This window comes from Providencia sp. PROV200 (assembly GCF_049901995.1).
Taxonomy (GTDB): domain Bacteria; phylum Pseudomonadota; class Gammaproteobacteria; order Enterobacterales; family Enterobacteriaceae; genus Providencia; species Providencia rettgeri_E.
Genome location: NZ_CP096307.1, coordinates 4,119,396 through 4,135,015, shown reverse-complemented (window position 1 = coordinate 4,135,015; position 15,620 = coordinate 4,119,396). Strand labels below are relative to the sequence as shown.

Genomic DNA, 15,620 nt, shown 5'->3' with positions numbered 1-15,620 from the left:
CATTTTTTGAGGGTTAATTTCGAATTTCATTGGAATGTTATTCTAAATAAACTCAAAAAAACGGTCTAATTTATTATTATTTTAATAACTGCATTTTCATTGATTAACTAATTAGTTATTAGAAGAAAGTCATACTTGTAGGGATAAAATAAAAAAGGCCATATAATTTATATGGCCTTGGGGGATTAAAAATAAAGGCGGTTAAAAATAGACTAGCCTCGGTCTTCCCACTCTTGGGCGCGTGCTACGGCTTTTTTCCATCCCTCGTATTTGAAATTACGTTCTGTCGTTTCAATACCTGGTTTGAATACACGCTCAATGGTCGCCTTGCTCTGTAACTCATCAAGATTACTCCAGAAACCAACGGCTAAACCTGCAAGGTAAGCGGCGCCCAACGCGGTGCTTTCTCGCACTTCAGGACGCTCAACAGGGGTACCTAAAATATCTGACTGGAATTGCATTAAAAAGTTATTGGCGACAGCGCCCCCATCAACTCGCAGTGCTTTTAAGCGTTCACCTGAGTCGGCTTGCATTGCATCAAGTACATCACGGGTTTGATAAGCAATAGACTCTAAGGTTGCACGAATGATGTGGTTGCGGTTTGCACCACGCGTTAGGCCAAAAATAGCGCCACGCGCATACGGGTCCCAATAGGGTGCGCCTAAGCCTGTAAAGGCGGGAACAACATACACCCCATTACTGTCTTTCACTTTAGTGGCAAAGTACTCTGAGTCTGTCGATTCATCAATCAATTTCAGTTCATCACGCAGCCATTGAATAGATGCTCCGCCCACGAATACAGCACCTTCAAGGGCATAATTGACTTCGCCTCTCGGCCCACAAGCGATGGTCGTTAACAACCCGTGGTTTGAGCGTACAGCGGTTTCCCCTGTATTTAGTAGTAAGAAGCAACCTGTTCCATAGGTATTTTTAGCCATACCCGGTTTTACACACAGTTGGCCGTATAGCGCGGCTTGTTGGTCTCCCGCCATCCCTGAAATTGGGATACGAGTCCCACCTTTCCCCCCAATATTGGTTTGCCCGTAGACTTCGGAAGAGGGGCGTACTTCAGGGAGCATTGCACGTGGAATATTGAGCGCTTTGAGAATTTTGTCATCCCACTCAAGGTTACGGATATTGAATAACATAGTTCGAGAGGCATTGGTGTAGTCGGTGACATGAACACGCCCTTGTGTCATTTTCCAAACGAGCCAAGTATCCACCGTCCCAAACAGTAATTCGCCTTTCTCCGCACGTTCACGTGCGCCTTCAACATTATCTAAAATCCATTTTACTTTGGTACCGGAGAAATAGGGGTCAACAACCAGCCCCGTATTTTGGCGAATATACTCTTCTAAATCGCGGTCATTTTGTTTTAGATGCGTACAAAAATCAGCAGTACGACGACATTGCCATACAATCGCATTATAAACAGGCTTACCTGTGGCTTTTTCCCATACGATGGTGGTTTCACGTTGGTTAGTGATCCCAATGCCAGCGACTTCATCGGTACGAATATCCGCTTTAGCGAGTACTTCTACAAGTGTTGAGCTTTGCGATGCCCAAATTTCCATTGGGTCGTGTTCCACCCAACCTGGTTTAGGATAAACTTGGGTGAATTCACGTTGTGAAATACTGACAATATTTGCATCATGGTCGAGTACAACAGCGCGTGAGCTGGTTGTGCCTTGGTCGAGTGCAACAATATACTTTTTCGCAATAGTGGTTTCAGTTGTCATAATTTAAGCCTGTTCCGAGGATTTGGTGTTTTTAACGGATAATTTTTCTGTTTTGGTCTCTTCTTCACATACCATGCAAGGTAAGTGGCGACCAATCAGTTTGCGATAGGCGAATGCGCCTAGCAGACCACCAACAATAGGTGCTGTCAATGGGACAAGGAAATACGGAATATCGCGGTCACCAGTCAGGGCAATATCCCCCCAACCTGCGAGATAAGCCACAACTTTTGGGCCAAAGTCACGAGCAGGGTTGAGTGCGAACCCTGTGAGTGCGCCAAATGACCCACCGATGACGGCAATCAAAATACCGATTAACAGTGGCGCGAGTGGGCCACGAGGGACACCGTTGCCATCATCAGTTAACGCAAGTATTAAGCAAACAAGAATGGCTGCAATAATGACTTCAATAAAAAATGCATGTGGAACGCTAATTTGTGGGGCGGGGTAGGTTGAGAAAACACCTGCAGTAAATAAGCTTTCTTGCGAGCCCCTAATAATATGGTGGACTTGCTCGTAATCGAAAAATACTGGGGAATACATTGAGTAGACTAATGCGGCTGCAAAGAAGCCACCTAGCATCTGGGCAATGATATAAGGCACGACTTTGCGTCTATCAAAACACGCAAACAGCCATAATGCGAGAGTGACGGCTGGGTTTAGGTGGGCACCCGAGGTGCCAGCGGTGAGGTAAACGGCTAAAGCAACGCCGAAGCCCCAGATAATACTAATTTCCCATAAGCCTAGTTGTGCACCCGCGATTCTAACGGCAGCAACACAACCTAGACCAAAAAAGACCAGTAGCGCAGTCCCTAAAAACTCTGAGATGCACTGACCTGTGAGTGATGTAGTCGTCATTTGGCTCATACGTTTCTATCCTACGAAAATGAAAAATATTGTAATGTTTTTTTAAGTTAAGATTTTCTAATCGAAAATCATTAACTGTAAATTTATCGTTAAAGAACATAAACGAGAAATATCGAAATTGAAAAGTGTGTGTTACATCACCAAAACGAAATAAAACAATCAAAAATAGTGACGGATTCGACCTTTGCGGTGTGATCTGATCAGTGTTTTTTAATGAAGGTTATTACGATTCAGAAGGAAGGAACTGGACACAGAGGATCATGCTACTTACAATCGTGTAAAAGCTGATAAGGGAGACCAGAATTATGTCATTTGAAGTATTTGAGAAACTCGAATCCAAAGTACAACAAGCGATTGATACAATCACACTGTTACAAATGGAAATCGATGAACTAAAAGATAAAAACGGTGCGTTAAGCCAAGAACTTGAAACCGCAAAATCAGGTACGGATTCATTAGTGCGTGAAAATGAACAATTAAAACAAGAGCAGCAAGCTTGGCAAGAGCGTCTGCGGACTTTGCTCGGTAAGATGGAAGAAGTGTAATTTCTCGTCATACTTCGCGTTGTAGGGGTGTTGGCTTCGTCTCTTCGCCCTAGTCACATACTTATGTATGCTCCTAGGGTCTTATCGACTTTGCCGCCTACCTACAACACGAATTATTTAGAGAAATGTTTGTTATGCCTCACATTGTAGGGTGTTGGCTTCGTCTCTTCGCCCTAGTCACATACTTATGTATGCTCTTAGGGTCTTATCGACTTTGCCGCCTACCTACAACACGAATTATTTAGAGAAATGTTTGTTATGCCTCACATTGTAGGGTGTTGGCTTCGTCTCTTCGCCCTAGTCACATACTTATGTATGCTCCTAGGGTCTTATCGACTTTGCCGCCTACCTACAACACGAATTATTTAGAGAAATGTTTGTTATGCCTCACATTGTAGGGTGTTGGCTTCGTCTCTTCGCCCTAGTCACATACTTATGTATGCTCCCAGGGTTTTATCGACTTTGCCGCCTACCTACAACACGAATTATTTAGAGAAATGTTTGTTATGCCTCACATTGTAGGGTGTTGGCTTCGTCTCTTCGCCCTAGTCACATACTTATGTATGCTCCTAGGGTCTTATCGACTTTGCCGCCTACCTACAACACGAATTATTTAGAGAAATGTTTGTTATGCCTCACATTGTAGGGGGGTTGGCTTCGTCTCTTCGCCCTAGTCACATACTTATGTATGCTCCTAGGGTCTTATCGACTTTGCCGCCTACCTACAACACGAATTATTTAGAGAAACTTTCATCACACCTCATGTTCTAGAGTATAAAAATAAGGGCTGCAATAATTTGCAGCCCTTATTTGTAGAATTTTTAACGGATTATGCGTCGATATTGTCATCTTCGATAAAATCGTCGTTCTCAGACGGGATTAATGGCTCTTCAGAAAGGACAATGCCAGTGTTATCGGCATAAAGGTAATCGCCTGAGAAGAAAGTGACGCCGCCGAAATTAACGCGGATATCACTTTCACCGATACCTTCATCAGGGCAACCTGCAGGCATCGCAGCGATAGCCTGAATACCGAGATCAAGTTCCATCAGCGCATCTACCTGACGGACTGCACCATAAACCACAATACCTTCCCAGTGGTTATCAACGGCTAGCCTTGCAATTTCAGCGTCAATGAGTGCCTTACGGACAGAGCCGCCGCCATCAACGAGTAGGATACGCCCTGTGCCATCCTCTTCCAGCAAATCATACACTAGGCCGTTATCTTCAAAACACTTAACTGTAATGATTTGACCGCCAAATGAAGTACGTCCACCAAAGTTGGAGAAAAGGGGTTCTACCACGTTAACGCTTTCTTGGTAAATATCGCAGAGTTCGGAAGTATCATATTTCATAGGAGTTAGGTCTTTTTTGCTGCAAGAGGTAACCAGTATATCCCTTTTGAACGGTACTTGGCAAAGTTACCCGCCTAAAAATAGGCGGAAAAAGTCAAAAAAACGACAAATAGTGATTATTATTTGCTCATTACAACGCCAATAGAGAATAAAACGTTGGTCACGAGTGCTGCTTTTACCATATTTTCCAGTAAAGGACGCATACCTTCTGGCGTTGGGTCACTCAGAACACGACGTAAATGGTTCATCAGCATTGGTACGGCAAGTAAAAATAGCCAACCGCTCCAGCCGTGTAAATAAATTAGATTAAAAAAGGCCAAACATAAAATAGCCGCAATAATAATAATGGCGTGATAAACGCGAGCCCCTTGGGGGCCTAAGCGCACTGCTAGGGTATTTTTACCTGCTTTAATATCGTTTTCGATATCGCGCATATTATTGATATTCAATACCGCGACAGAGAGCAACCCACACGCCGTTGCAGGTAGGACAGTGATGATATTAAAACTATTTGCTTGTAAATAATAAGTCCCAATAACACTTAGCCAGCCAAAGAATATTAAGACAGAGATATCCCCTAACCCTAGGTAGCCATACGGTTTCTTGCCGACGGTATAGGTAATGGCCGCAACAATAGCGATGAGCCCTAATGCGACAAAACCAATGGCATCCTCGGGTTTTTCACAGGCGACAATAATTAACAGTAAGCCGGAAAGACAGGCAGCCGTAATATTGAGCTTCAGCGCTTTTTTCATATCCGCTTGCGTGATAACGCCTTTTTGCATGCCACGTAATGGACCAATACGTTCAGCTGTATCAGAGCCTTTGACCGCATCACCATAGTCATTCGCAAGGTTAGATAAAATCTGTAATAAACCCGCGGTGATAAGTGCTAATAAAGCGACGGGCCATTTAAAATTATTCGTTAAATAAGCGAGTGCAGAGCCTGTCACAATCGCAATCACCCCTAATGGTAGGGTTTTAGGGCGGAGACTTTCAATCCAAGCTTGTTTACGACTTATTGTTGTGGATGTCGACTGCATGCAGTTACCTATAATTCAAACTCTTTAGAGACGTGTTCTTGATAGTTTAATGACCCATCATATAGAGAGATACCTGAATATTTTCAATGTAATGGGCGGAATATTTAATAGAAAAAAGTGCAGCGATAAAAGCTGCACTTTAGTCGATGTATATTAAGGATACATGAAAACCAGATAATTAATAAGATTATAAAATAAATCTACTCAAGTCTTCATCTGCCACCAGCTCATCTAAGTGCTGTTTGACATAGTCTGCATCGATTTGGATGGTTTGTCCGTTACGGTCACTGGCATCAAAAGAAATATCTTCCATTAAGCGTTCAAGCACCGTGTGTAAGCGACGAGCACCAATATTTTCGGTTGACTCATTGACTTGCCATGCTGATTCCGCAATCTTACGAATGCCGTCAGTCGTGAATTCGATATTCACGCCTTCTGTCGCCATCAACGCTTTATACTGTTCAGTTAATGAAGCGTTTGGTTCAGTCAGAATTCGCACAAAATCTTCCGTTGTTAGTGCTTGTAGCTCAACGCGAATTGGTAGACGGCCTTGGAGCTCAGGGATCAAGTCTGATGGGCTCGAAACTTGGAACGCACCTGAAGCAATAAACAGAATGTGGTCAGTTTTGACCATCCCGTGTTTGGTGGAAATCGTGCAGCCTTCGATTAATGGCAGTAAATCGCGTTGAACCCCTTCACGGGACACATCTGGGCCTGAGCTTTGTCCACCACGCTTACAAATTTTGTCGAACTCATCGATGAAAACAATACCATTTTGTTCAACGGCTTCAATCGCTTGTTCTTTCAGTTCTTCAGGGTTGACTAATTTAGCCGCTTCTTCTTCAACGAGCAGTTTGAATGCCTCTTTGATTTTCATCTTACGAGGTTTTTGCTTTTGGCCTGCTAAGTTTTGGAACATGGATTGTAACTGATTAGTCATCTCTTCCATGCCTGGAGGCGCCATGATTTCAACGCCCATAGGGGAGGCAGCGACTTCGATTTCAATTTCTTTATCGTCTAATTGGCCTTCACGTAATTTTTTACGGAATGCTTGACGAGCTGGAGAATGCTCATCTGTTGGCTCAGACTGCCCCCAGTTATTTTTTGCTGGTGGGATAAGCACATCTAAAATACGCTCTTCAGCCATTTCTTCAGCACGGTAGCGGTTTTTCTCGATAGACTGTAAACGCACCATTTTAACGGCTGAATCAGTTAAATCGCGAATGATGGAGTCAACTTCTTTACCAACATAGCCGACTTCAGTAAATTTGGTCGCTTCAACTTTGATAAATGGCGCATTGGCTAATTTTGCAAGGCGGCGAGCAATTTCAGTTTTACCTACCCCTGTTGGGCCAATCATCAAAATATTTTTTGGGGTAACTTCGTGACGTAATATTTCGTTTAACTGCATACGGCGCCAGCGGTTACGCAGAGCAATCGCAACAGAGCGTTTGGCTTTATTTTGGCCAATAATATGATTGTCGAGTTCGCTGACAATTTCGCGTGGAGTCATTTCGGACATACTAGCAATCCTTATGATTTTGAAGAAATTTCTTCAAAGTTGACGTTATGGTTGGTGTAAATACAGATATCACCTGCAATTGCGAGGGCTTTTTCAGCGATTTCTTTAGCGCTTAAGTCTGTATTTTCTAACAAAGCACGTGCGGCTGATTGCGCATATGGGCCACCGGAGCCAATGGCAATCAAGTCGTTTTCCGGTTGAACCACATCGCCATTACCCGTAATGATCAGTGACGTGTGTTCATCAGCGACAGCTAACAAGGCTTCTAATTTACGAAGCATGCGGTCGGTACGCCAATCTTTAGCAAGTTCAACGGCTGCTTTGGTTAAATGACCCTGATGAAGTTCGAGTTTGCGTTCGAACAGTTCAAATAATGTGAATGCGTCTGCGGTGCCACCGGCAAATCCGGCAATGACTTTGTCGTTGTATAAACGGCGAACTTTGCGGACATTGCCTTTCATGACGGTATTACCCATCGTCGCCTGTCCATCACCACCAATTACGACCTGGCCATTACGGCGAACACTTACGATTGTTGTCATGAGTTAGCCCCTGGTTTTATTACAAAAAAAGAATGCGGTTGAATGTGATTTTCAAAAGATTAAATTCAAGTGATAGTTGTTTAATTAACTATCACTTGAACTAGGTTGAAGACACAAAGTACCGCTCATGAGTACATTAAAACAGTACATGGGGGGGGCGCTGGGGTTTTTCAACCCCCAGAAGCTCGAAGAATACAACCAGAAACACCTGCACCTGCTGCGCGGTCACGCATTTTTTCGGCCGTGGGCTTGGAATAAGGGCCTAAAATAATACGGTGCCAACCGCCACCAGCACTTACACGGCTTTCAATACCTGAAAATGCCAAAGTGGCTTGTACAGACCCAGCTTGTTCAGCTGTACGGAATGAACCGCATTGAACAATCATATTTTGCAAATTGTTGGCCGGTTTAGTACTGGGTGCAGTTTGTGGTTGAGCCGCGGGGGCAGGTGATTGAGCCTCAGGCTTCGTAGGTGTATTGACCACCGGTTTACGTTGTACTGGCTCGATAGGTTGAGCGGGCTCATTGATAAGCACTTGGGAGCGCGGCACTGGTTTACCGTTTGCAGGGATTTCTTGCAAGTTAGTGACAGGCTGGCGTCTATCAGAATCGATTTGTTCTAATAGCTGGCGCTGCTCAGGTGTTAAATCGGATGGGCGCACAATATTATTGCCTGTGCTTGGTTGTTGAATATTTGGCGAATCCATACCACGACGTTCGAGCTCTTTAATATAGCGCCAACGCTCTTCAGGTTTTGGTGGAAGCGTGTTTCCCGGTGTTGTTGGTGTGACAACTTGGGGTTGCGGCGTGTCCTTTTTATTTTGGGTGATGTAAAACAGACCGCCAACAAATAGCACGACAATCGCGACAGCGACAACCAATGTTGTCATTGGCAGTCCTTGTGCTTTCTTGGATTTACCTTTGCTTTTTTTACGGGCGGATGAGCGCCCTCGAGCTACATAATCTTTTTGTGCCACGCTATTAATTCACTAGTTATCAATTGTTCGTCGTCATTTGGCTTAACATGTTACTTAACCTGAGCAACTTTGACTAGCTTTTAGGCGCTTTTGTGCTCTCTCTGATGATTAAATCAGAATCTAGGAGGCGTGAGCCTGGGTTAACATTGTGTCCATGGATCTGCTCGAGTAGTAATTGCATCGCATGATGACCAATTTCAGCACGAGGCTGGTTGATGGTTGTTAGGGCCGGCAAGGTGTACTTTGCTTGCTCTAAGTTATCGAAACCAACAAAAGAAAGGTCATCTGGGAGCGTTAAGCCCATTTTTTTCGCTTGCCACATCGCGCCAATCGCCATGATGTCACTATGGCAAAAGATTGCGGTTGGTGGTTCAGGCAGTGACATTAATGTTTTTACCGCTTCTGCACCACCTTCATGGGTAAAATCACCACGAATAATATAATTTTCACGCAATTTTTCGCCTGTGCGTAACATGGCTTTTTTATAACCTTCTAAACGGTACTGGCTTAAAGGCATATGGTTGGGGCCTGCAATACAGGCAATCAGTTTATGGCCTTGTTTTTGCAGATAATGTGTCGCATTAAATGCGGCTGTGAGGTTATCAATATGCACAGTAGGCAGTTTGAGTTCAGGGGCGAATTCATTTGCCATCACAATCGGAGGGAGGTTTTTCTGCTCTTCGGTTGAGATATCGAAGGGAATATTTGAGCCCAATAAGACCATGCCATCAATTTGTTTGGTAATAATGAGATTAATAAAGGCATTTTCTTGTTTTTCTTGGTGTTTGCAGTCCCCAATCAAAACAAAATAACCTTCTTGAGCAGCGATTTCTTCAATTCCGCACACGACATCACTAAAGAAAGGGTCACGGATATTAGGAACGAGTACTAGAATCGTTTTTGATTCATTGCGCTTATAGCTTCTAGCAAGGTTATGAGGATAATAGCCCACATCCATCACCGCTTGTTCGACTTTTTGGCGTGTTTGCAAAGAAACTTTTTCCGGGTTCATGAGTGTTCTAGATACTGTCGCTGTCGAAACCCCCGCGGCACTAGCAACATCTTTCATTGTTGCCGTGTTATTGTGTTTTTTACTTTCCACAACGCCTTCCTTAGATTGATTTAATCGTTTGCTTTTTTTGAATGGCGCAAGTACGTCATTATTAGTGGTTATTCTAATTGGTTTCTCAAGAATATCTGTTACCTAGTTTGCATAAAAAGTGTGACTTGCATCATTTTTTAGAGCTGCTTCGCAAATTTTGAAAATAATGCTAAGGGCAAAAAGATAAACGAAACTCAATGTGTATAAAAAACGCTCAAATTAGCTGTTTAGCATTATAGGGTAAATAATTCAAAGTTATCAACATACTGCGAAGAAAATATTGGCAGGGTTTATAACGTTAAATGGTTAGATAAAATGAATCATTTAGCATGAGTAATGAGTTAACAATCTGTCGGGTCAACATCAATATTCCATTTTACTTTACGACTTTCTGGCTGTTGAAGAATTTCTGGTAGTCGCTTCGTCATAAACTGCTGTAGATAAAGGCGGGAAGGGTGTTGCAATAGCAATTGCCAGCGGAATCGGCCACCGCGTTTGGCTTGAATCGACGGCGAAGGGCCTAGGATCCACATTTTCGCGTCACTTTGGGGATGTTCAGCAATATATTGCCGTACATTTTGCAGAAATTGACGTGAATCTTGGTTATTGTGATCTTCCGAGCGTATCAATATATGGCTGGTGTAAGGCGGTAACATTGCGACCCTACGCTCTTCCATCGCTTCTTGGGTAAATGCGTGATAACCCTCTTCAAGCAGTGTGAGTAACAGAGGATGCTCGGGATGGTGGGTTTGTAAGAACACTTCGCCTTGCTTACCGGCTCGTCCCGCTCGGCCAGAAACTTGCACGTATAATTGAGCAAACCGTTCGGCTGCACGAAAATCACTCGAAAATAAAGCCCCATCGACATCTAATAAGGCGACTAAGGTAACATCAGGAAAGTGGTGGCCCTTGGCGAGCATCTGCGTACCAATGAGAATGCGAGCCCCTCCTTCGTGCACTTGGTTCAAATGCTGCTCTAGTTCCCCTTTGCGACTGGTGGTATCACGGTCAATACGGGTAACGGGGGTATCAGGGAACAGTTCACAAATCCCTTCCTCAAGTTGCTCAGTTCCCATACCAACAGGCACTAAATGCGTCGAACCACATTGTGGGCATTGGCGAGGAACAGGGCGCTGGCTATCGCAATGGTGGCAGCGTAATTGATGAAAATTTTGGTGCAGGGTGTAATAGTGGTCACAACGCTGGCACTCTGCAATCCAACCACATTCATGGCAAATCAATGCAGGGGAATAACCACGGCGATTTAAAAATAAAATCACCTGATTGTTTTGTGCAAGGTGCTCTTTAATGTGTTGAATTAATAAGTGTGAAAGGCCAAATTTTAGTGGCTGGCCTTTTAAGTCAATAAGGTGTTGAGTCGCGGGGCGTGCATTACCTGCCCGAATAGTGAGATTTAATTGCCGATATTTATGTTGTTGAACATTGAATAAGGTTTCTAATGATGGCGTCGCAGTACCCATGACAATCGGTATATTGTTCTTTTTAGCACGGAAAACCGCTAAATCACGGGCATGATAACGCCAGCCATCTTGCTGTTTATATGAGCTGTCATGCTCTTCATCAATAATAATAATGCCAAGGTGGGCGAAAGGGGTGAACAGTGCCGAGCGAGTCCCAATAATAATGGCATTTTGCCCTTGCTTAGCGCGTAACCAAACAGCTAAACGCTCGCTATCGTTCAGCCCTGAGTGCAACACATCAACGGGGGCATTGAAGCGCTCACGAAAACGGCTAATGGTTTGTGGGGTCAAGCCAATTTCAGGTACCAAAACTAAAGCTTGTTTACCTTGGGCAAGGACATTTTCCAATACACTTAGGTACACTTCCGTCTTACCGGACCCTGTGATCCCAGCGAGCAGCCATGGTGAAAATTGGTCATCTTCAGCACGTATAGCACCGACAGCTGTCGCTTGCTCACTATTAAGACGCAGCCTTTCACCACAAACTGTGAAGCTTGGTTGCCACTTTTCGCTAGTCGGTGGAACGGGGTGCAAATCAATATAAGCTTTCTTTTTCAGTGCTTGCAAAGCGCTTTCACTGATTTCAAGCTCACTGACTTGATGGCGATAAACGGGTCGACGACACAGAAGTGCAAGAGCTTGCTGCTGTTTTGGAGAACGTTTTAGCTCATTAAGGTCAACCGCTAAGCCTTCATCCGTTACTTGCCATTGCCAAATAGGGGTAAATTCAGCGGGTTTACCTTGGCGCAACAGCGTGGGTAATGCGTGGAAGAGTACTTCGCCTATTGGGTAATGATAGTACTGAGAAGACCACAGTAAGAGTTGCCAAATATCATCAGGGAAGAGTGTTTGGTGGTCGAGAACCAACTCGATGGCTTTTAATTTATCTTCAGCAAACTCGCTTTTATCGCTGTGCTTTACCACAATACCAAGGGCTTGGCGCTTGCCAAATGGCACCATAACACGGCTGCCGACAACAGGGAGTGGCATGTTATCAGGAAGGCGATAATCAAATGTGCGGTTTAAAGGGACAGGTAAAGCCACCTGAACGACGATCATATCTGGTTTTCCGTCTGTTTTTTATGCGATAATGCGAGCGATTGTTGACTAGAGTACCACAAAATTTACTCGGTTTTCATTGCGTGATAAACAGAATTTCTGTATGATCCGCCGCCTTTGGTATCTATTTTTACCAATATATTAAATTCAATCAACACGACGTGTGGTGTCCGGCGTTAGGGCTGGAATGGCGACACGGCCTTAATAGAGGTTCTCCCATGAAAAAAGGTATTCACCCTAAATACGAAGAAGTTACTGCAACTTGTTCTTGCGGTAATGTAATGAAAATTAATTCAACTGCTGGTCACTCGCTGAACCTGGACGTTTGTGGTAACTGCCACCCGTTCTATACTGGTAAACAGCGTGATGTTGCGACTGGTGGTCGTGTTGATCGCTTCAACCAACGTTTCAGCATCCCAGGTTCTAAAAAATAATCGAACTTGTGAAATGCGAAAAAAAGGGAAACTGAGTTTCCCTTTTTTAATGCCTAAAATAAGCCGTTAGAAACGGTAAAGCACACCAAACATGATGTCATTACTACGTACTTTCACTTTAGACTTGAGCGTTTCGCCATCATCTTTATAGCTTACGTCAGATTTGCCAGCATCTAAGAAACGATAGCTTAAATCTAATGAAAGGTTATCATTAATTGCATATTGTGAACCTAAACCTAAGCTCCAAGCAAAGTTACTGTTGGTTTTCGATTTAGATAATGAATCATAACCATAGTACATACCCTGATGGCTTTTTTCTTCGTATGAATAACTAGATTTATGCTTAATACTTGCTAAACCTAATCCAACGGATACGTAAGGGGTAAAATTGGTTTCATTTTTGAAGTCATAATAAGCATTAACCATGAAGGTATTTAATGTGATATCGTTTTTAATGTCATCTGAAGCGGTAAAGAAACTATTGTTTTCATAGAAAAGATTATGTTTAGATGAAGCTTTACCTCTTAGTGTAATGTCTAATTCAGCGCGCAACGGAAGAGATGTCATATCATATAAGTCATAACCTAATGCAATACCACCACCGAATACTGCCTTGGTTTTGCTGCCGTTGTTATAGCTTTCATAAAAACCTACATCTGATTCTTCCCATTTCTGGTCTGATAATTTAAGAATAGATGTACCTAATTTTCCAGAAACATAAAAACCATTACCAGATGCCATAGCCAGACCACTAAACGTAAGGCTTAAAAGAGAAGCTAAAATTACTTTTTTCATTGCTTATTTACCATTTAATAGTTAGTTAAATATCCTTATCTATTATATGGCATAATTTTCAATTGATTTAAGTTAAATTACTCTGTTATTGATAAACAAAACAAATAGCTACTAAAATATTAAATTAGTTAATCAAATAGAACTAAAACATAAAAAAGCACAAAAAGCTAAAGTGTTATCCTGTTAATTTTAACCGTGTTTAATGTTAATGAATCAGGTTTGGCAAATGAGTAAGAACCTATTTAGTTCTAGTTGAATCTAAACTAATTTATCGGTATTTGGGAAAAGTAGGGGGGGGGGAACTACGCCGCAAGACTTGCGACGTAGTTAAAATTAGGAAATACAGGCGTAGCAAATGGAAATTAATATTCCCACGTTTCCGGGTCGATACCTAATTCACGCATAATTTCTTTTGCTGCTTCAGGGATCTCGTCATTACGCTCTTTACGCAAATCTTCATCATTTGGCAGTGGTTGGCCTGTGAATGCATGTAAAAAAGCTTCACACAGGAGTTCACTGTTAGTGGCATGGCGTAAGTTGTTAATCTGACGACGAGTCCGCTCATCAGTTAAAATTTTCAGTACTTTTAATGGGATAGATACTGTGATTTTTTTAACTTGCTCACTCTTTTTGCCATGTTCAGCATACGGACTGACATACTCACCATTCCATTCAGCCATGGGATACCTTGGATATTTTCAGTAATAATTAAAAATAATATGCACATTCTTTTTAATAGAAACTTAATCTAAGCTTTCAAGGATGAAGAACTGCATACAAACGTGACGACACTTAACTTAGTTTATCACAATATTTTTTGTGAAATGAGTAAGTTAAGCTGATTTGTGTGATTGACTATCAATTTACACATCATAATTAAGGTTGATTATTCCATTAGTTGATATAAACGTAAAGAGGTTTAGACGTCTAGATATATTGACGTCCAAACATCCGATGGGTATGATTTAGCCTATCACTGTTCAGGAGAAGCGTTTATGACTTACAAGCCGTCAACTATCGCAATTCATAATGGATTAAATGAAGATCAACAATTTGGTTGCGTAGTGCCTCCCATTTATTTATCCAGTACCTATAATTTTACTGACTTTAATGAACCGAGAGCTCATGATTATTCACGTCGTGGAAACCCAGGGCGTGATATTGTGCAAAAAACATTGGCACAACTTGAGGGGGGGAGTGGTTCGGTACTAACTAACAGTGGGATGTCTGCGCTTCATCTGTTATGTACCGTTTTTCTGCAACCGGGGGATTTACTCGTTGCGCCACATGACTGTTACGGTGGAAGCTACCGGTTATTTAATAGCCAAAGCCAGCGTGGGGCTTATCAGGTGCAATTTGTCGACCAAAGTGATGAATCTGCATTGCAGGCAGCATTAGCGAAAAAACCCAAATTAGTGTTAATCGAAACACCAAGTAACCCACTATTAAGAATTTTTGATATACAGCATATTGCCCAGTTAGCCCATGATGTAGGGGCATTAGTCGTTGTCGATAATACTTTTTTAAGCCCAATTTTGCAGCAGCCTCTTTCACTCGGCGCAGATTTTGTGGTGCATTCATGCACTAAATACCTGAATGGCCATTCTGATATCGTTGCAGGAGTGGTGATTGCGAAAGAAGAAAAGTGGGTAATAGAGCTTGCTTGGTGGGCGAATAATATTGGTGTTACTGGGGGCGCTTTTGATAGCTATCTACTCTTGAGAGGTATCAGAACGTTATCTCCACGTGTATTACAGCAACAGCAAAATGCACAAGAGATCGTAAAATATCTTAAATCACAGCCTTTAGTGAAAAAATTGTATTATCCTGCGTTAGAAGATCACCCCGGGCACGAAATAGCAGTAAAACAACAAAAAGGCTTTGGAGCGATGCTGAGTTTTGAATTTGCAGGTGATGAGTCACAACTTCGCCATTTTCTTCGCTCTCTCAGCTTGTTTACATTAGCGGAGTCATTAGGTGGTGTGGAAACATTGATTTCCCATACCGCGACAATGACGCATGCAGGTATGTCAGTAGAAGCCCGTGCGCAAGCGGGGATCACAGATAGCTTGCTAAGAATTTCAGTGGGAATTGAAGACTCTCAGGATTTAATCACAGACTTAGACCACGCATTTAAGGTTGCGGCACAACGTTAGCGGAGTT

The 15,620-nt window shown here is 42.8% G+C and carries 14 protein-coding genes; 3 read left to right on the top strand and 11 right to left on the bottom strand.

The annotated features are described in order from the left end of the window. Positions 1 to 212: 212 nt before the first annotated feature. Both glpK and M1E86_RS19165 read right to left on the bottom strand, forming a co-directional pair. Positions 213 to 1,739, bottom strand: coding sequence for a glycerol kinase GlpK (glpK, locus tag M1E86_RS19170; RefSeq protein WP_140172857.1), 1,527 nt, complete (start codon positions 1,737 to 1,739; stop codon positions 213 to 215). Between the two features lie 3 nt (positions 1,740 to 1,742). After that, positions 1,743 to 2,603, bottom strand: coding sequence for an MIP/aquaporin family protein (locus tag M1E86_RS19165; RefSeq protein ID WP_213914629.1), 861 nt, complete (start codon positions 2,601 to 2,603; stop codon positions 1,743 to 1,745). 305 nt (positions 2,604 to 2,908) lie between these two features. Here M1E86_RS19165 and zapB point away from each other — a divergent pair, with 305 nt between their 5' ends. After that, positions 2,909 to 3,148, top strand: a complete 240-nt coding sequence (zapB, locus tag M1E86_RS19160) for a cell division protein ZapB (RefSeq protein ID WP_004265299.1) — start codon at positions 2,909 to 2,911, stop codon at positions 3,146 to 3,148. A gap of 829 nt (positions 3,149 to 3,977) precedes the next feature. Here the strand turns inward: zapB and rraA are convergent. The 7 genes from rraA to priA all read right to left on the bottom strand — a co-directional run bounded on the left by rraA (position 3,978) and on the right by priA (position 12,228). Beyond that, positions 3,978 to 4,502, bottom strand: a complete 525-nt coding sequence (rraA, locus tag M1E86_RS19155; RefSeq protein ID WP_213914546.1) for a ribonuclease E activity regulator RraA — start codon at positions 4,500 to 4,502, stop codon at positions 3,978 to 3,980. A 119-nt stretch (positions 4,503 to 4,621) separates the two neighbouring features. Beyond that, a complete protein-coding gene (locus tag M1E86_RS19150; protein WP_125893486.1) occupies positions 4,622 to 5,545 on the bottom strand; it encodes a 1,4-dihydroxy-2-naphthoate polyprenyltransferase in 924 nt (307 codons plus the stop codon). A 187-nt stretch (positions 5,546 to 5,732) separates the two neighbouring features. Next, a complete protein-coding gene (gene hslU / locus M1E86_RS19145; RefSeq protein ID WP_125893484.1) occupies positions 5,733 to 7,067 on the bottom strand; it encodes an HslU--HslV peptidase ATPase subunit in 1,335 nt (444 codons plus the stop codon). An 11-nt stretch (positions 7,068 to 7,078) separates the two neighbouring features. After that, positions 7,079 to 7,609: an ATP-dependent protease subunit HslV gene (gene hslV, locus M1E86_RS19140; protein ID WP_004265304.1), complete on the bottom strand. Its 531-nt coding sequence runs from the start codon at positions 7,607 to 7,609 to the stop codon at positions 7,079 to 7,081. Positions 7,610 to 7,779: 170 nt separating this feature from the next. Then, positions 7,780 to 8,586 carry a cell division protein FtsN gene (ftsN, locus tag M1E86_RS19135; RefSeq protein WP_213914545.1) on the bottom strand — a complete coding sequence of 269 codons (807 nt, stop codon included), beginning with the start codon at positions 8,584 to 8,586 and terminating at the stop codon, positions 7,780 to 7,782. Positions 8,587 to 8,659: 73 nt separating this feature from the next. Further along, positions 8,660 to 9,688 (bottom strand): DNA-binding transcriptional regulator CytR, encoded by a 1,029-nt coding sequence (gene cytR, locus M1E86_RS19130; RefSeq protein ID WP_213914544.1) that lies wholly within the window; start codon positions 9,686 to 9,688, stop codon positions 8,660 to 8,662. Positions 9,689 to 10,029: 341 nt separating this feature from the next. Further along, positions 10,030 to 12,228 (bottom strand): primosomal protein N', encoded by a 2,199-nt coding sequence (gene priA, locus M1E86_RS19125; protein WP_213914543.1) that lies wholly within the window; start codon positions 12,226 to 12,228, stop codon positions 10,030 to 10,032. A gap of 218 nt (positions 12,229 to 12,446) precedes the next feature. On the opposite strand from priA, the gene rpmE reads away from it, so the two are divergent. Beyond that, complete coding sequence (rpmE, locus tag M1E86_RS19120) at positions 12,447 to 12,662, top strand: 50S ribosomal protein L31 (RefSeq protein WP_004265313.1); 216 nt, start codon at positions 12,447 to 12,449, stop codon at positions 12,660 to 12,662. Between the two features lie 66 nt (positions 12,663 to 12,728). On the opposite strand, the gene M1E86_RS19115 is transcribed toward rpmE, so the two are convergent. Beyond that, complete coding sequence (locus tag M1E86_RS19115) at positions 12,729 to 13,457, bottom strand: outer membrane protein (RefSeq protein WP_213914542.1); 729 nt, start codon at positions 13,455 to 13,457, stop codon at positions 12,729 to 12,731. A gap of 362 nt (positions 13,458 to 13,819) precedes the next feature. Further along, the gene (metJ, locus tag M1E86_RS19110; protein WP_004265315.1) at positions 13,820 to 14,137 is read right to left on the bottom strand and encodes a met regulon transcriptional regulator MetJ; all 318 of its coding nucleotides are present in this window, start codon (positions 14,135 to 14,137) and stop codon (positions 13,820 to 13,822) included. A 315-nt stretch (positions 14,138 to 14,452) separates the two neighbouring features. On the opposite strand from metJ, the gene metB reads away from it, so the two are divergent. Then, positions 14,453 to 15,613, top strand: coding sequence for a cystathionine gamma-synthase (metB, locus tag M1E86_RS19105; RefSeq protein WP_125893474.1), 1,161 nt, complete (start codon positions 14,453 to 14,455; stop codon positions 15,611 to 15,613). Positions 15,614 to 15,620 lie beyond the last annotated feature (7 nt).